The 16,270-nt window shown below is 68.6% G+C and carries 17 protein-coding genes and 1 tRNA gene; 12 read left to right on the top strand and 6 right to left on the bottom strand.

Annotation, left to right across the window (positions count from 1 at the left end; translation table 11 throughout):
- Window positions 1-25: 25 nt before the first annotated feature.
- Both ruvX and ccmI read right to left on the bottom strand, forming a co-directional pair.
- On the bottom strand, window positions 26-499 hold the full coding sequence (ruvX, locus tag C4N9_RS18010) for a Holliday junction resolvase RuvX (RefSeq protein ID WP_109534745.1): 474 nt from the start codon (window positions 497-499) through the stop codon (window positions 26-28).
- Window positions 496-1,740, bottom strand: a complete 1,245-nt coding sequence (gene ccmI / locus C4N9_RS18005; RefSeq protein ID WP_109534744.1) for a c-type cytochrome biogenesis protein CcmI — start codon at window positions 1,738-1,740, stop codon at window positions 496-498. Before ccmI ends, ruvX begins: the two co-directional genes overlap by 4 nt.
- Before the next feature lie 264 nt (window positions 1,741-2,004).
- Here ccmI and C4N9_RS18000 point away from each other — a divergent pair, with 264 nt between their 5' ends.
- The 7 genes from C4N9_RS18000 to blaOXA all read left to right on the top strand — a co-directional run bounded on the left by C4N9_RS18000 (window position 2,005) and on the right by blaOXA (window position 9,211).
- Window positions 2,005-3,249 (top strand): sarcosine oxidase subunit beta family protein, encoded by a 1,245-nt coding sequence (locus C4N9_RS18000; RefSeq protein WP_109534743.1) that lies wholly within the window; start codon window positions 2,005-2,007, stop codon window positions 3,247-3,249.
- A 178-nt stretch (window positions 3,250-3,427) separates the two neighbouring features.
- Complete coding sequence (locus C4N9_RS17995) at window positions 3,428-3,736, top strand: hypothetical protein (protein ID WP_109534742.1); 309 nt, start codon at window positions 3,428-3,430, stop codon at window positions 3,734-3,736.
- A 288-nt stretch (window positions 3,737-4,024) separates the two neighbouring features.
- Window positions 4,025-4,363 carry a hypothetical protein gene (locus C4N9_RS17990; RefSeq protein WP_109534741.1) on the top strand — a complete coding sequence of 113 codons (339 nt, stop codon included), beginning with the start codon at window positions 4,025-4,027 and terminating at the stop codon, window positions 4,361-4,363.
- A gap of 123 nt (window positions 4,364-4,486) precedes the next feature.
- Complete coding sequence (locus C4N9_RS17985) at window positions 4,487-4,810, top strand: sarcosine oxidase subunit delta (RefSeq protein WP_109534740.1); 324 nt, start codon at window positions 4,487-4,489, stop codon at window positions 4,808-4,810.
- Window positions 4,807-7,734, top strand: a complete 2,928-nt coding sequence (locus C4N9_RS17980) for a sarcosine oxidase subunit alpha family protein (RefSeq protein WP_109534739.1) — start codon at window positions 4,807-4,809, stop codon at window positions 7,732-7,734. The genes C4N9_RS17985 and C4N9_RS17980 overlap by 4 nt, the downstream gene beginning before the upstream one ends.
- The gene (locus C4N9_RS17975; protein ID WP_109534738.1) at window positions 7,727-8,284 is read left to right on the top strand and encodes a sarcosine oxidase subunit gamma; all 558 of its coding nucleotides are present in this window, start codon (window positions 7,727-7,729) and stop codon (window positions 8,282-8,284) included. The genes C4N9_RS17980 and C4N9_RS17975 overlap by 8 nt, the downstream gene beginning before the upstream one ends.
- Window positions 8,285-8,422: 138 nt before the next feature.
- Window positions 8,423-9,211 (top strand): class D beta-lactamase, encoded by a 789-nt coding sequence (gene blaOXA / locus C4N9_RS17970; protein WP_245902613.1) that lies wholly within the window; start codon window positions 8,423-8,425, stop codon window positions 9,209-9,211.
- Window positions 9,212-9,243: 32 nt separating this feature from the next.
- On the opposite strand, the gene map is transcribed toward blaOXA, so the two are convergent.
- Window positions 9,244-9,993: a type I methionyl aminopeptidase gene (gene map / locus C4N9_RS17965; RefSeq protein WP_109534736.1), complete on the bottom strand. Its 750-nt coding sequence runs from the start codon at window positions 9,991-9,993 to the stop codon at window positions 9,244-9,246.
- Between the two features lie 139 nt (window positions 9,994-10,132).
- On the opposite strand from map, the gene C4N9_RS17960 reads away from it, so the two are divergent.
- Together C4N9_RS17960 and C4N9_RS17955 are read left to right on the top strand one after the other, a co-directional pair.
- On the top strand, window positions 10,133-10,804 hold the full coding sequence (locus tag C4N9_RS17960) for an SDR family NAD(P)-dependent oxidoreductase (RefSeq protein WP_109534735.1): 672 nt from the start codon (window positions 10,133-10,135) through the stop codon (window positions 10,802-10,804).
- 152 nt (window positions 10,805-10,956) lie between these two features.
- On the top strand, window positions 10,957-11,793 hold the full coding sequence (locus C4N9_RS17955; protein ID WP_109534734.1) for a LysR family transcriptional regulator: 837 nt from the start codon (window positions 10,957-10,959) through the stop codon (window positions 11,791-11,793).
- A gap of 78 nt (window positions 11,794-11,871) precedes the next feature.
- Here the strand turns inward: C4N9_RS17955 and deoD are convergent, their stop codons facing one another.
- Window positions 11,872-12,576: a purine-nucleoside phosphorylase gene (gene deoD / locus C4N9_RS17950; protein WP_109534733.1), complete on the bottom strand. Its 705-nt coding sequence runs from the start codon at window positions 12,574-12,576 to the stop codon at window positions 11,872-11,874.
- 184 nt (window positions 12,577-12,760) lie between these two features.
- Between deoD and C4N9_RS17945 the strand changes: the two genes are divergently transcribed.
- Together C4N9_RS17945 and C4N9_RS17940 are read left to right on the top strand one after the other, a co-directional pair.
- Window positions 12,761-13,786, top strand: coding sequence for a dipeptidase (locus C4N9_RS17945; RefSeq protein ID WP_245902612.1), 1,026 nt, complete (start codon window positions 12,761-12,763; stop codon window positions 13,784-13,786).
- Between the two features lie 91 nt (window positions 13,787-13,877).
- A tRNA-Cys gene (locus C4N9_RS17940) sits at window positions 13,878-13,951 on the top strand.
- Between the two features lie 147 nt (window positions 13,952-14,098).
- On the opposite strand, the gene C4N9_RS17935 is transcribed toward C4N9_RS17940, so the two are convergent.
- On the bottom strand, window positions 14,099-14,563 hold the full coding sequence (locus C4N9_RS17935; RefSeq protein ID WP_109534732.1) for a hypothetical protein: 465 nt from the start codon (window positions 14,561-14,563) through the stop codon (window positions 14,099-14,101).
- 257 nt (window positions 14,564-14,820) lie between these two features.
- On the opposite strand from C4N9_RS17935, the gene C4N9_RS17930 reads away from it, so the two are divergent.
- On the top strand, window positions 14,821-15,858 hold the full coding sequence (locus tag C4N9_RS17930; RefSeq protein ID WP_109534731.1) for a zinc-dependent alcohol dehydrogenase family protein: 1,038 nt from the start codon (window positions 14,821-14,823) through the stop codon (window positions 15,856-15,858).
- 65 nt (window positions 15,859-15,923) lie between these two features.
- Here C4N9_RS17930 and C4N9_RS17925 read toward each other — a convergent pair whose 3' ends face one another.
- Window positions 15,924-16,268, bottom strand: a complete 345-nt coding sequence (locus tag C4N9_RS17925) for a putative quinol monooxygenase (RefSeq protein WP_109534730.1) — start codon at window positions 16,266-16,268, stop codon at window positions 15,924-15,926.
- Window positions 16,269-16,270: the final 2 nt, after the last annotated feature.

Below are 16,270 nucleotides of genomic sequence, written 5' to 3'. Positions count from 1 at the left end.
CGGCAAGCGGTGGCAAGACAGTCTGTTAGCGACGTATCACGGCAAGTCTGTCCAGAACGCCCTGCAAGATGAAGCCCGCGGCGACATGGTCGATCACCGCCGCCCGCTTGGCGCGCGACGTGTCGAAATCGAGAAGCGCGCGTTCGGCGGCGACGGTGGAGAGGCGTTCGTCCCAGAAACCGATGGGCAGGTCGGTCAGCGTGGCGAAATTGCGCGCGAAGGCGCGGGTCGACTGGCAGCGCGGACCCTCGGTCCCGTCCATGTTCAGCGGCAGGCCCAGCACGAAGCCCGAAAGCTGCCTCGCCCTGGCGATCTCGATCAGCCGCGCGGCGTCGAGGGTGAACTTCTTGCGCTTCACCGTCTCGAGCGGGGTCGCGACCGTGCGCCGCAGGTCCGAGACCGCGACGCCGATCGTCTTGGTGCCCAGATCGAGCGCGGCGATCGGGCCTTGCGGGGCAAGGGCGGCGAAGAAGTCGTCGGGGCTGTCGTAAACGCTCATTCGCCGAATCCCTGTGCCTGTCCGGCCGCGTCGATCTGTGCCAGCGCCCCGGCATCGTCGGCAAAGACCAGCCTTGCCTCGGACCAGATTGCGCGGGCGCGGTCGGTCTGGCCCAGCACACCCAGCGCGCCAATGAGCCGCGTCCAGTCCTCGACCGGGCCGCCCTGGCTGGCCAGCCGTTGCGCCAGCCCCTCGACCATGCCGCCGATCATCTCCTGGCGCTGGGCCTCGGTCATCTCGGCGGCGGCGTCGATATCGGCGGCCGAGGGTCCGCGCCCGCCGCCGGTCTGCGGCGGCAGCGTGTAGCGCACGCCGGCGATGCCGGCCAGTTCCTCGATCGTGCCGCGAATCGCGGGTACCCAGGGGTCGTCCGCCGCGCTGTCCTCAAGCAGGCCGCGCCACAGCCGGAAGGTCAGGTCCGGGCGCCCGGTCTGGGCGAACATCAGGCCCAGGTAATAGCGCGCGGTGCCGTTCTGCGCATCCCGCTGCAGGACGCGTTCGAGCACCAGCTCGGCCTCGGGCGAGACCACGCCGCCGGTGGCCATGATCATCGCCTCGGCCAGCGCGGTCATGTCGGCCACGCTCGTTTCGGCGCCCTGCAGGTCGATGAGCCGCATCCACGCATCGGCCGAGGCCGCGTAATTGCCGATATTCCCTTCGTTCACGGCAAGCAGGCGCAGCCCGCGCGGATCGTCGGGCCGTTCGGTCAGGGCGGCGCGCAGCTGCGCCATCAGGTCCAGATATTGCTGTTCGACCGGCGCGGCTTCGGGGCGCTCGGGGTCGTTCTGCCAGGCCGTTTCCAGCGCATCCTGCGACGGGCGCGCCGCGCGCATGTCCTGCGCCTGCGCGAAGCGGTCGGCAAGCGGCATGTCCGCATAGCCCGGCGCGCCCTCGCGGCCGTACAGCGCGACCGCGCCCAACCCGGTCAGGATCACCAGCCCCAGCGCGACGGCTTTCATCGCGCGCGGCGATTCGCCCAGCTCGGACGCGCCGCGCTTGTCCGCATCAAGCAGGCGCCGCGCGGTTTCGGCGCGCAGGCGCTCGGCCTCGTCGGGGGCGATCAGGCCGCGTGCGGCGTCGCGTTCGATCTCCTTGAGCTGGTCGCGGTAAACGCGCATCTCGCGCCGCGCGCCGGGCTCGGAGGCCTGCACCCGCGCGCCGCGCTGCAGGCCCAGCACCACCAGCGACAGGATCAGGACGGTCAGCGCGAGCGCCGGACCGAGAAACCACCAATTCAACATGCGCGTCCCCTGTTTCGCGCTGTCCGGTCTATCCGCTCGGCGCGCGGGAAAAAAGCGAAACCGGGTTCACGGTGCCGCGACAAAGGGCGCAGGCGGGGGCGCAGGCGGGGCGGACAGGGTGCGGAATCGCCCGGCATGTGCGGCGGTTTGGCACAGGACAGAGCGAATGTCGGTTTTGGCGTCATTGTGCCGCTTGCAGCCAAGGCGTAAGGCTCGCGCCGATCCATGACCTGACGGATACGCGGCCCAGGAGGGAGAGCGCTCATGACACGTTATTCGGCCTTCGCCATCGCCCGCGAAGCGATGCGCCAGCATACCGGCTGGACGAAAGCCTGGGCCTCGCCCGAACCCCGGACGCATTACGACGTGGTGATCGTCGGTGCGGGCGGGCACGGGCTGGCCACGGCCTATTACCTCGGCAAGAATTTCGGCATCACCAATGTCGCGATCATCGAGAAGGGCTGGCTGGGCGGCGGCAATACCGGCCGTAACACCACGATCATCCGCTCGAACTATCTGCAGGATCCGTCGGCGGCGATCTACGAAAAGGCCCGCTCGCTCTACGAGACGATGAGCCAGGACCTGAACTACAACGTCATGTTCAGCCCGCGCGGCGTGATGATGCTGGCGCAGACCGAGCACGAGGTGCGCGGCTACAAGCGCACCGAGATGGCCAACAAGCTGCAGGGCGTCGATACGCGCTTCATCGGTCCGGCCGAGGTGAAGCGGCTTGTGCCGATCATGAATATCGAGGGTCCGCGCTATCCGGTGCTGGGCGCTCTGTGGCAGGCGCGCGCGGGCACCGCGCGGCATGACGCCGTCGCCTGGGGCTATGCCCGCGCCTGTTCGGACATGGGCATGCATGTCATCCAGAACTGCGAAGTCGTCGGCGTGGAAAGCGTGGGCGGCCAGGTTTCGGCGGTCGCCACGACCAAGGGAACGATCGGCTGCAACAAGCTGGGCATCGTCGTTGCCGGTCATTCGGGCCACCTGGCCGACATGGCGGGGTTCCGTCTGCCGGTGGAATCGGTCGCGCTGCAGGCGATGGTGTCCGAGCCGATCAAGCCCTGCATGGATGTCGTGGTCATGGCCAACACCGTGCATGGCTACATGTCGCAATCGGACAAGGGCGAGATGGTGATCGGCGGCGGCGCCGACCATTTCAACAACTACACACAGCGCGGCTCGTGGATGCATATCGAGGAAACCGTGCGCGCGCTGGTCGAGACCTTCCCGATGCTGTCGCGGCTGAAGATGCTGCGGCAATGGGGCGGGATCGTCGACATGACCGGCGACCGCTCGCCCATCATCTCGAAGACGCCGCTGGGCAATACCTTCATCAATTGCGGCTGGGGCACCGGCGGGTTCAAGGCGATCCCCGGCTCGGGCTGGGCGATGGCAGAACTGATGGCCAAGGGCGAAAGCCGGCTTGCCGACGCGTTCAGCATGTACCGTTTCCGCGAAGGCCGCTTCATCGACGAATCCGTCGCGGCGGGCGTGGCGCACTGATGAACCGGGCGGGGCTCTTGCCGGAACTGCAGGATCCGGGGCGGGCTGCGGCCCGGCCGGGCGCGCGGCGTTCGGCGGGTTCCGGCCGGGCGGTCGCTCGCCTAACGCGCGAGCGCGCGCGGAACGTGTCGCGCATGGCTTGGGTTTCTTCTTCGTACGCAGCGAAGGAGGAACTCACATGGCGTATCAGAACGACCTGCGCAATCCCCGCGCCCACGACCCCCGCACCCCTGACGCGCCCGGCACCCCGCTCGGCACCAACCCCCGCCCTGCCGGTGGCAGCGGACGTGCTGGTCTCATCCTGGGCGTTGTCGTCCTGCTTCTGGTGGTCGGCATCTTTGCCTTCGGACGGGGTGACGATGGCACCGCTCCGGCTGGCCAGGGCACGATTCCGGCCCAGACCGAAACCGCTCCGGATCTTGCCGCGCCGCCTGCAGCGCCCGCTGACGAAGGCGCAGCCCCGGCACCCGTCGCTCCGGCGGAATGACGCGGCCGATACCCGCCCCGTCGGTGACGGGTACTTTTTCCACATCGGTACGGCCGGGCGCCCCGAGGCGCCCGGTTCATGCACTGCGGCAACCGGCGGCGGGACACGCGCGTCCCGGTCCATCGGTCTGACATCCGGATTCTCCTGTAACCCTTTGACCAACAAGGGTGTCCGCGCCTGCGCAGCGCCCGGTCTGGCGGCTTTCCGCCGGATCGCGTGCGGGCGCGGGAACAGGATCTCGTCGGCTGACGTTCTCCCTGCAACGCGATTTTGCACAGGAGAAATCCAATGTCCTACACGACCGAACGCACCCCGAACCATACGACCAACAACTACACGACCAACACCACGGTGCCGCCGCAACGCTCGGGTTCGGGCGTCGCTCTGGCTGTCGGGGCTGTTGTCGCCCTTGTCGCCATCATCGCCTATTTCGTCATCGCCTCGCCCTCGACGCCGGCCGATGACAACGTCAACATCTCGGTCGACGCCCCGGCGGCTGTCGAAAACTCGGCCGAGCGCGTGGGCGATGCCGCGGCCGGTGCGGCCGAATCCGTCGGCGACGCTGCTGCCGGTGCTGCCTCGGCCGTTGAAAACGCTGCCGACGAAGCGGCTGCGGAAGCCAACTAAGACTGCTGTCCGCGCGACGCGCGCGGGCATTCTTCCCCTTTTCACGCACGATCGGGCTGGTTGCGGCATTGCCGCGGCCAGCCCTTTCGCATGCGTCGCCCGGGCTGGCATCAAGGAGGTCCCATGCTGCTGCTAACCTGTCCCTGCTGCGGGGTCACAGCCGAGGAAACCGAGTTCTCGAACGGGGGCGAGGCGCATCTCAAGCGTTTCGGGCCCGGATCGACAGATGCCGAGTACGAGGCCTATATGTTCGCCCGCAAGAACCCGCGCGGCGTCCATTTCGAGCGCTGGCGCCATGCTTTCGGCTGCGGGAAATGGTTCCTCATGGCGCGCGACACCGTGACGCTGGAAGTCTACGGCGCCTACAAGGCCCAGACGACCGAGCCGCCCGCGGACATCGTCGACAAGATCAAGGCCCGCCGGCCCGAGTGGGAGGGATACAAATGAGCCACCGTCTGGGAACCGGGGGGCGGCTTATTGACCGCACCCGTCCGCTTGACTTCACCTTCAACGGCAAGACGATGCGCGGCTATGCTGGCGACACGCTGGCCTCGGGCCTTCTGGGCGCGGGCCAGACGCTGGTCGGGCGGTCGTTCAAGTACCACCGCCCGCGTGGCATCGTCGCTTCGGGCGCCGAAGAGCCCAACGCGCTGGTCGGTCTGGGCGAGGGCCAGCGCTTCGAGCCAAACCAGCGCGTCACCACGACCGAGCTGTTTTCGGGGCTGAAGGCCGCCAGCCAGAACCACTGGCCGAGCCTTGAGTTCGACGTGGGCGCGATCAACGCGAAGCTGTGGCGCTTCCTGCCGGCAGGGTTCTACTACAAGACCTTCATCTCGCCGCGTCCGCTGTGGAAGCATGTCTACGAGCCGATCATCCGGCGCTCGGCCGGTCTGGGCAAGGCGCCCGATGCCGAGACGCGCGATATCGACCGCTACGAGCAGCTTTACGCCTTCTGCGACGTGCTGGTCGCGGGCGGTGGCGTGGCCGGGATCCGGGCCGCGCTGGAGGCTGCGCAGGCGGGCAAGCGGGTCATCCTGACCGAGCAGACCGCGCATTTCGGCGGCCGCGCCGTCGTCGACGGGTACGAGATCGACGGCCAGTCGGCGGAGTCCTGGGTCGACGCCCAGCTGGCCGCGTTGCAGGGCATGGACAACGTCACCGTGCTGCCTCGCACCATGGTCGCGGGTGTGCACGATCACGGCTACGCCCTGGCCTACGAGCGTGTGGCCGATCACCAGCCCGGCGCCGACAAGCCGCGCCACCGGCTGTGGCGCGTGCGTGCGGGGCAGATCGTCGCCGCGACCGGCGCGATCGAGCGTCCGCTCAGCTTTGCCGGCAACGATCTGCCGGGCGTGATGCTGGCCGCCGCGATCCGCGACTACGCCGTCAATTTCGGGGTGGCTGCGGGCAAGAAGGTCGCCATCGTCACCAATAACGACGACGCCTATCGCACCGCGCTGATCCTGAACGATCTGGGCGTGAGCATCGCCGCCGTGATCGACGCACGGGCCGAGGCGACGGGCGATCTGCCCGCGAAGGCCCGCGCTGCCGGGATCCGCGTGATCGAGGATGCCGCGGTGCGCAAGGTCGAGGGCGGTAAGTCCGTCACCGGCGTGCAATTGTGCCGCTTCAACTCGGATGGCGGCGCGGTGTTCGAGACGCTCGCCTGCGACGCGCTGGGCATGTCGGGCGGCTGGTCGCCGGTCGTTCACCTGTGGTCGCATTGCGGCGGCAAGCTGAACTGGGACGAGGCCGGGGCCTTCTTCCGCCCCGATCCGAACCGCCCGCCGCTGGGCCATGACGGCAAGGGCTTCGTCTCGTGCGTGGGTGCGGCCAATGGCGATCTGGGCAACGAGGGCGAGGCGCCGATGCTGCCCGTCTGGCTGATGCCCGCGCAGGCCAGCTACGAGCTGCGCGCGAAAGCGTGGCTCGATCCGCAGAACGATGTGAAGGTCTCGGACGTGCAGCTTGCCGCGCGCGAAGGCTATGCCTCGGTCGAGCATACCAAGCGTTACACGACGCTGGGCATGGCGACCGATCAGGGCAAGCTGTCCAACATCAACGGTCTGGCGATCCTGTCGGATGCGCTGGGCCAGCCCATTCCGCAGACCGGCACCACCACGTTCCGCCCGCCCTATACGCCCATTTCGCTGGGCGCGATCACCGGCGAGGCGCGTGGCGAGATCTTTCAGCCGCTGCGCAAGACGCCGATGCATGGCTGGCACGAGGCCAAGGGCGCGCACTGGGAGCCTGTGGGTCACTGGCGCCGTCCCTATTGCTATCCGAAGCAGGGCGAAAGCCACGCCGAGGCCGTGAGCCGCGAAATCAACCAGACCCGCAAGGCTGTGGGGCTGCTCGATGCCTCGACGCTGGGCAAGATCCTGGTGAAGGGCCCCGATGCGGGTCGCTTCATGGACATGCTCTACACCAACATGATGAGCAACCTGAAGGTCGGCAAATGCCGCTACGGCCTGATGTGCAACGAGAACGGCTTCCTGTCGGATGACGGCGTGGTTGCGCGTCTCTCGGAAGATACCTGGCTGTGCCACACCACCTCGGGCGGGGCGGACCGCATCCATGCGTGGATGGAGGACTGGCTGCAATGCGAATGGTGGGACTGGAAGGTCCACGTGGTCAACCTGACCGAGCAATTCGCGCAGATCGCCGTGGTCGGCCCGAAGGCGCGCCAGGTGCTGGAAAAACTGGGCGGCGATATCGACCTGTCGGCCGACAGCTTCCCGTTCATGGACTGGAAGGAAGGTCATCTCGGCGGGATCGCCGCGCGGATCTTCCGCATCTCCTTCTCGGGCGAGCTGAGCTACGAGGTCGCGGTTCCGGCGTCGCAGGGGCTCGCCTTCTGGGAAAAGCTGCTGGACGCCGGCGAGGAATTCGGCATCTCGCCCTATGGCACCGAGGCGCTGCACGTCATGCGGGCCGAGAAGGGTTTCATCATGATCGGCGACGAGACCGACGGCACGGTGATCCCGCAGGACCTGAACCTGAACTGGGCCATCTCGAAGAAGAAGGACGACTTCCTCGGCAAGCGCGGGATGGAGCGCGAGGCGATGGTATCGCCCGACCGCTGGAAGCTCGTCGGGCTGGAAACGCTCGACGGGTCGGTGCTGCCCGATGGGGCGTTGGCGCCCCTTCCGGGCAAGAACGCGAATGGTCAGCAGGAAACGCAGGGCCGCGTGACCTCGACCTACCACTCGCCCACCCTGGGCAAGGGGATCGCCATGGGGCTCGTCCATAACGGGCCCGAGCGGATGGGCGAGGTGATCGCGTTCCAGTCGGCCAGCGGCGGCACGGTGTCGGCGCGGATCGTCGATCCGTGCTTCTTCGACAAGGCAGGGGAGAAACAGAATGTCTGATGCTGTGAGCGCGCTAAAGGGCGCGCGGGCTTCGGGGATGGTCGAGCTGGCCGATGCCGGCCCGACCGGGATGATCACCCTGCGCGGCGATCTGGGGGTTCTGGGCGGGGCGCTGGCTTCGGTTCTGGGCCTGTCGGCGCCCGAACAGCGCCGCGTCGTCAGCGGCGAGGCGGGCGAGGTCCTGTGGATGTCGCCCGACGAATTGCTGGTCGTGCTGCCCTATGACAAGGCGCCGGAAGCGGCGGCCGCGCTGGAAGCCGCGCTCGGGGATGCCTTCGCCACGGTCGCCGTGGTGTCGGATGGCCGCGCGCTCATCCATCTGAGCGGCGCGCAGACGCGGGACGTGCTGGCCAAGCTGATGCCCGTCGATTTCGCCGGGTTCGAAACCGGCGAACTGCGCCGCTCGCGGGTTGCGCAGGTGGCGGCAGCGGTCTGGCGACGGTCGGACAACGACTGGTCGCTGATCTGCTTCCGCTCGGTCGCGGATTACGTCTTCGCCTCGCTGGCGACGGTGGCGAAGCCGGGGGGCGAGGTCGGGCTTTACCGCTGATCCTTGCGAGGACGGGCAAGGGACCTCCCCTTCGCTATCAGGAAACACGAAGGGTTACCGTGCTGCGGTAACCCTTTTTCGCGGGCGCGGCCCCTTGTGCCCGCGCAATCCGCCCGCCATCCTGCGCCGATGCTGCGCTTGATCCTGCCCCTGTTCCTGCTGCTCGTCATCCCGCTGACGGCGACGGCGCAACCCCTTTGCCTGATCGTGGCCGAGGCCGATACCGGCCGCGTGCTGATCGACGAGGGTGATTGCGACACACGCGTCACGCCCGCCTCGACCTTCAAGTTGGCCCTCGCGGTGATCGGCTTCGAGACGGGCTTCTTGCAGGATGCGGAGCACCCGGTGATGACCTGGCAGCCGGGCGAGCCCGACTGGGGCGGCGCGGCCTGGCAGGGCGAGGTGACGCCCGCAAGCTGGATGCGCGATTCGGTTGTGTGGTACTCCCAGCGCCTGACCCGCGCGCTGGGCGCGGAAGGGTTCGCCCGCGCGGTGCGGGCGCTGGATTACGGCAATGCCGATGTCTCGGGTGATCCGGGCTATGGCAACGGGCTGGACCGGGCATGGATCGCCTCGTCGCTGGCGATTTCGCCGCGCGAACAGGTGGATTTCCTGCACCGGCTGCTGACGCGCCAACTGCCCGCCTCGCCCCGCGCGCAGGCGATGGCCGAAGCGCTGGCCACGCGCCACACCGTCGCCGGCTGGACCTTCGCGGGCAAGACCGGCGGCGCCTATCCGCGGCGCGCGGACCGCAGCTTCGACTATGCGCGCGGCTGGGGCTGGTATGTCGGCTGGGCCGAGCGCGACGGGCGGCGGCTGATCGTCGCGCGGCTGGCGCAGGATACCGAGCGTTTGCCCGGCTCGCCCGGCCGGCGCAGCCGCGATGCCCTGTTCGCGCATTGGCCGCAGCTCGCGCGCAGGCTGTAGGGTGCGTGAGTCACGCACCATCCCCGGCGCCGTCAGCCGGGCAGGGTGACGATCAGCGCGCCCTTCTGTGTCGCGACCACGGTATGTTCGAACTGCACACAGGCCGCGCGCGGCTCGGCATAAAGCGTCCAGCCGTCCCGACCTTCGCTGGCGTAATGGCCGCCCTGCGACAGGAACGGCTCGATGGTAAAGACCAGCCCCTTGCCGATCCGACGCCGGTCGCCGCGCGTGGGCCATGTCGGGATCTCGCCCGGCTCCTCGTGCAGCGCGCGCCCGACGCCATGGCTGGCCAGGTTGCGGATCAGAGTATAGCCGCGCTTCTCGGCAAAGCGGCCGATGGCCTGCCCGATCCCGGCCAGCGGTCGCCCGGCCGCGACCTGCGCGATGCCGATCTGCGTGGCGCGGCGCCCGTCGCGGCGCAGCCGATCCAGCCGCGCGGGCAGGGCACCCACGCCGAAGCTGGCGCCGGTATCGGCGACATACCCGTTCTTCGACGCCGAGACGTCGATATTGACCAGCTCACCCGCCTTGATCCTGCGCGGGCCGGGAATGCCATGGGCGATTTCGTCGCCCACGCTGATGCAGGTGGCGCCGGGAAAGCCATAGGTGGATTGCGGGGCCGATACCGCGCCCGCGCGCTCCAGCGCCGCGCGCCCGATCTCGTCCAGCTCCTGCGTGGTGATCCCGGGTTCCAGCGCCCGTGCCATCTCCTGCAGCGTGTTCGCGACGACGCGCCCGATCTCCTGCAGGCCCTGCAGCTCGTCGTCCTGGGTGATGGTCATGGCGGCGCTCCTTTTGCGCCCAACATAAGCCGCAGCGCGCCAAAGTCCGCCCCCGTTCAACCTTCCCGTTCAACCGTCCCCTTCGCTCTTTTCCGCGCCGCCCCTTTCCCGCGCCCCGCCAATGCCCTAGCTGAGGCCCATGACCAGACCCCTCCATCCCACCGCCCTTGTCACCGGGGGCAATCGCGGCATCGGGCGCGCCATCGTCGCGGGCCTCAAGGCCAAAGGCTGCGCCGTCACTCTGGGGGCACGCTCGGAAGAGGCCGGGCGCCGTGCCGCCGCCGAACTGGGCGTGGCCTTCGCCCGGATCGACCTGACCGAGCCCGACAGCTATTTCGAGGTCCTGACCCGCGCGGGCGGGTTCGACATCCTCGTCAACAATGCGGGCGTCCTGGGCCACGCCTCGCTTCTGTCGCGCCAGTCGGATTTCACCGAGGCGATGGAGGTGATGGTGAACGCCCCCCTCGACCTCATCCGCCTCAATGTGCCGCATTGGCGCGCGCGGGGCTGGGGGCGGATCGTCAACCTGTCCTCGGGCTGGGGCGCGCATGCCGAGGGGCTGGAAGGGCCGGGCGCCTACGGCGTCGCCAAGGCCAGCCTCAACGCGCTGACCCGTGCCCTGGTGCGGGATCTGCCCGACGGCGTGAAGATCAATGCCTGTTGCCCCGGCTGGGTGCAGACCCGGATGGGCGGCGACAGCGCGCCGCTCAGCCCGGACGAAGGTGCGGAGACCGCGATCTGGCTGGCCACCCTGCCCGAGGACGGCCCGACCGGCGGCTTCTTCCGCAACCGCGCGCCCATCGGCTGGTAACGCCGTTTCAGTCCCCTTCCGGCTTTCCCGCCCGCGCCCTTCCGGTCGCGGGCGTTTTTCTGCGCGATTTTCCTGTGGACAAGTTGAAATTCATGATTGCATGACTTAATAAAATTAAGCTAAGAAAAATTTAGGCAAGAAAAACCGAGCAAATGGCCGCCCAGTCACCGCGCCCCAAGTCGCCGCCGCTTACCGCGCTGCGCGCCTTCGAGGCTGCAGGAAGACTGGGCGGCTTCACGCCTGCCGCCCGTGAGCTGGGCGTGACGCCTGCCGCCGTCACCGCACATCTGAAAACGCTGGAAGGGGCGCTGGGCGTGCAGCTCTTCGACCGCCGTCACAAGGGGGTGGCGCTGACGGAGCTGGGCGCGCGCGTGCTGCCTGATTTCACCCAGGCTTTCCGCCAGCTCGACGCCGCCGTGCAGCATCTGCGGCGCGAGGCCATCCCGGGCCTCGTGCGCATCGCCACCACGGCGGATCTGGCGCAGCTCTGGCTGTCGCCGCGCCTGCCGGGGCTGCGCGCGCAAGGCTTGCAGGTGGTGCCGGTCCCGGTCCCGGGCCCGGACGAGGCGCGCAACCTCGCCGATCTGGCCCTGTTTCCCGCGCCGGGGCCGGGCCACCCCGCGCCGCTTGTCGCTGTCGCGGCGCCCGGATTCGCGCCCGCGTCCCGCGCCGCGCTCGATCCCGATCGCACGCTTGTTCTGGACGGCCCGCTGGGCGACTGGGCGCTCTGGGCCGGGGCGGCGGGCATGCCGGATTTCCAGCCGCGCGGCCCCGTGCATGGTTCGGCGGCGCTGGCGCTGGAAGAGGCGGCGAACGGCGCGGGCGTGCTGGTAATCGCCCGCCCGCTGGCCGAAGCGGCCCTGCGTCAGGGCCGCGTCACCACGCTGTTCGGGGTCGAGGCCGCCAGCCCGCTCAGCCTCACGCTCACCCCGCTGCGTGACCCGGGCGACGCCGCCGCGCGCGTGCTGGCGGCGCTGTCAGGGCGCTGACGCCCTGACATCTTTGTTCTCCAAATATCCCGGGGGGTGAGGCCGCAGGCCGAGGGGGGCAGCGCCCCCCCTGCTGTTTCAGGCGAAAGCCGCCCCCAGCGCGATCTCGATCATCTCGCCGAACGACCGCTCGCGCTCGGACGACGGCAGCGCCTCATGGGTGATCAGGTGGTCCGAGATCGTCAGCACCGCCAGCGCGCGCGCCCCGTGGCGGGCGCAGACATTGTACAGCTCGGCCGCCTCCATCTCGACGCAGAGCACCCCGTGGCGGGTCATGATCTCGGTCAGGTCCGGCCGCTCGTCATAGAATACGTCCGAGGAATAGATATTGCCGACATGCGTGGTGATGCCCTTGTCGCCCGCCACCCTGTGCGCCGCCGCCAGCAGGCCGAAATCGGCGCAGGGGGCGAAATTCAGCTCGCGGAAGATGCCTGCGGACGGGGTCGACAGCGTGGTCGCCGTCTGCGCCAGCACCACGTCGCGGATCTTGACGTGGTCCTGCATGGCGCCCGCAGACCCCACGCGGATGAGCGTCTTCGCGCCGTAATCGCGGATCAGTTCGTTGGCATAGATCGACAGCGACGGCATCCCCATGCCCGAGCCGTGGATCGTCACCGGGTTGCCATTCCAGGTCCCGGTATAGCCCAGCATCCCGCGCACCTCGTTGACCAGCCGCGCGTCCTTGAGGAAGGTCTCGGCCGCCCAGCGGGCGCGGTAGGGGTCGCCGGGCATCAGCACGGTGGGGGCAATGTCGCCGGGCTGGGCGCCGATATGGACGGTCATGGGCGGGTCTCCTGTTCTTGCTTTGCCGAAAGGCTAGCAGCTTCCCCGGGGCCGAGAAAGCCGTGGCGTGAGGTCAGGGCCGGCGCGCCGGTCGCGCGGCCTTTGCCCTTTCGCGCGAGGCCCGCGCGGCCTAGGCTCGGCGCCTGCGGGACGCCTTGCGATGTGCCCCGGAAAGGAGACGATCATGCAGGTTTTCGATGGCCATAACGACATTCTCAGCCGGATGTGGAGCGCCGGGGTCGATCCGGTCGCGCAATTCTCGAAACCGGGGATGCATGTCAACGCCCCCGAGGCCCGGGCGGGCGGCTTCGCCGGCGGCTTCTTCGCGCTGTATTCGCCGCAGCGCCGGGCGCCGTTCGATTTCCGGGGCTTCCGGGGCGGGGCGATGCCGTTGTCTTCGGCCATCGGCCAGCCCGAGGCGCTGCAATCGGTGATCGCGCAGCTGGGCATCGCGCAACAGCTTGCCCATGCCGGGCAGATCAGGCTTTGCACCGGAGCCCGGGACATCGAGGCGGCGATGGATGAGGCCGTTCCCGCCGCCCTGCTGCATCTGGAAGGTGCCGAATGCATCGATCGCGAGCTTTACACGCTCGACGCGCTTCATGCTTCGGGCCTGCGCTCGCTGGGGCCCGTCTGGTCGCGTCCGACCATCTGGGGCGACGGTGTGCCCTTCGGCTACGATCAGGACGGCGATACCGGCCCCGGCCTGACGGCGGACGGCAAGCGGCTCGTCGCGCGCTGCGCCGAGCTGGGCATGGTGGTGGATACCAGCCACCTGACGATGAAGGGCTTCTGGCAGATCGGCGAGATGGGCCTGCCGCTGGTCGCCACGCATTCGAACGCGTTCGATATCTGCCCCGTGACGCGCAACCTGACCGGCGCGCAGCTGCGCGCGATCGGCGAAAGCGGCGGCATGGTGGGGCTGAACTATGCCACCGTCTTCCTGTCGCCCGAAGGCTGGAAGACCGGCCGCGCCACGCTCGACGATTGCCTGCGCCAGCTCGACGCGATGATCGAAGGGGCGGGCGAGGACCATGTGGGGCTTGGCTCGGATTTCGACGGCGCGCCGTTGCCCGAGGGGATGGAAAGCTGCGCCGACCTGCCCGCGCTGGTCGCGGCGATGGAGCGTCACGGCTTCGGCGCCGAGCTGGTGCGCAAGCTGTGCCACGGCAACTGGCTGGATTTCCTGCGCCGTCACCTAGGCGGGTAGGGGCGGGGCGGTCGATGCCGTCCGCCGGCGCGCATCTCCCCCCTTGCAACACCCCGGCCAAGCCGCTACATCACGGCCAGCCTTTGGCAACGGTGGGTTGGCGGAGAGGTTACGCACCGGATTGCAAATCCGTGAAGACCGGTTCGATTCCGGTACCCACCTCCAAGGTTTTTCAACAGCTTAGCGTCATTTCATCGTCGTGCTTCGCCAGCGTTTCAACTGGCGCTTCAAGAATCGCGGTCTTTTTTTCTCCGTTCCGGCGGTTCTGGGCCTCGCTCGCCCTCGCCCGCTGCCGGGGCTTCCCGGCGCGGCCTAGCGCGTCGTCGCCATGCCGGCGTAATCGCCGCGCCTGATGTAGTTGATGTCCTCGAAGCCCCAGCTTGTGTCCTGCGGCCCGTCCAGCGTGAGGACGATCGCCATGTACCGTCCCGCCGCGCCCGAGCCGAGCCCGGCCGGACCGGTCTCGGCCTCGATGGCGAAGGGCACGATGGCATGGCCGCGCCCGTTGAAGCGTGCCGGCAGCATCTTGCCGTTCCAGCCGGTGCCCGCCGCGCCGCGCGAGCCGCCGAACAATTCGGCCGGGTCTTCCTGTCCCGTGATCAGCGCGGCGAAGAAATCGGCGTTGGTTTCGTTGGTATGGGCGGCGATGGCCGCGACATCGCGCGCGGTATAGGCCTGAAGAATGGCCGCAGCGATGCCCGTCGGCCCCAGTGTCTGGGCGTTTGCCGCAGGCGGGGTGGCAAGCAGGGCGAGAGCGGCCAGCAAACCGTTTTTCATGAAAATGTCCTGATATGTCGTAGCACAAAAAAACCGCCCGAACGGGGGGCTCAGTCTTGCGTGATCGGCCCGATGCATCAAGGGTTTTGGCCTCGGTCCGGGTGGCTTGCCGGCGGTATGGGCTCTGCTAAGCAAGCGACAATCCGACAGGGCGACCAAGGGCGTCGCGTCGGATTCGTCGCAAATGGGGCGGATGGGCAACGCCATTTCTGTTCCTGCCGCTATGATCGCACCGGATTCTGGAGAAAGGACCCGTCATGAAAGCCGTTCTGTTCGAGGCGTTCCGCGAGGCGCCGATGCTTGTCACGCTGCCCGATCCGACCCCCGAGCCGCATGGCGTTGTGCTGAAGGTCGAGGCGACGGGCGTGTGCCGCAGTGACTGGCATGGCTGGATGGGGCACGACGCGGATATCGCGCTGCCGCATGTGCCGGGTCACGAGCTGGCCGGGGTCGTCGTGGCGGTGGGCCGCGAGGTGACGCGCTGGAAACCCGGCGCGCGGGTGACGGTGCCGTTCATCTGCGGGTGCGGCGCCTGTCCGGAATGCCATGCCGGGCATCAGCAGGTCTGCCTGCATCAGGAACAGCCGGGCTTCACGCATTGGGGCTCGTTCGCGGAATACGTGCATATCCACCGCGCCGATCTTAACCTTGTGGCCTTGCCCGAGGGGATGGACTTCGCCACCGCCGCAAGTCTCGGCTGCCGGTTCGCCACGTCCTTTCGCGCGGTGGTCGACCAGGCCCGGGTCAGCGCCGGGCAGTGGGTCGCGGTGCATGGCTGCGGTGGCGTCGGGCTGTCGGCGGTGATGATCGCGGCGGCGGCAGGCGCGCAGGTGATCGGCGTCGACCTGTCGCCCGCCAAGCTGTCTCTGGCGCGCGAGCTGGGCGCGGTGGCTGCGATCGACGGCGCCGAGGCCGATGTCGCGGGCGCGATCCGCGAGATCACCGGCGGCGGCGCGCATGTCTCGCTCGATGCGCTGGGCCATCCGGTGACGCTGACCAATTCGATCCTGTGCCTGCGGCCAAGGGGCAAGCATGTGCAGGTGGGGCTGATGCTGGGCGACCATGCCACCCCCTCGGTGCCGATGTCGAAGATCGTCGGGCAGGAGATCGAGCTTTACGGCTCGCACGGGATGCAGGCGCATCGCTACGGTGCGATGCTGTCGATGATCGGCAGCGGAACGCTGGACCCCGCGCGGCTGGTCGGCGCGCGGATCGGGCTGGACGAGGCGCCCGCGGCGCTGATGGCGATGGACAGCTTCCAGTCCGTGGGCGCCACGGTCATCACCCGGTTCTGACCGGGCCGCAGATGCCCAAGGCGCGCGCGCGGACACCGGGCCGGTGTCGCGCGCGCGGCTTGCCGTCAGTCCATAAGCGGCGGCATGTAGACGGGCTGCAGCGCGTGGATGGCGTTGCGGGCTTCCTCGCCCGGAGAGCCGTAGACCACGAAGCGGGCCGGTCTGACGATGCCGAAAAGCTGGCGCGCGAATTGCGCGTTCAGGTTCTTCACATGCGTCACGACCGCCTCGTCATCGGCATAGCCTTCGAGGATATGGCAGCGCGTGCCGTCCTCGGAGATGAACCATTCATACAGCGTGCAGCCCGGTTCGTTGGCGCGGGTACTGGCCGACATGTCGGCGGCCAGCGCGCGCAGCTCATCGGCGCGGCCGGGGTCCAGCGTTGTTTCCAGGATCCAGGTAATCGCCATCG

This window comes from Pararhodobacter marinus (assembly GCF_003122215.1).
Lineage (GTDB): Bacteria > Pseudomonadota > Alphaproteobacteria > Rhodobacterales > Rhodobacteraceae > Pararhodobacter > Pararhodobacter marinus.
The sequence above is the reverse complement of the archived record's forward strand: the minus strand, read 5'-3'. Positions and strand labels throughout refer to the sequence as shown.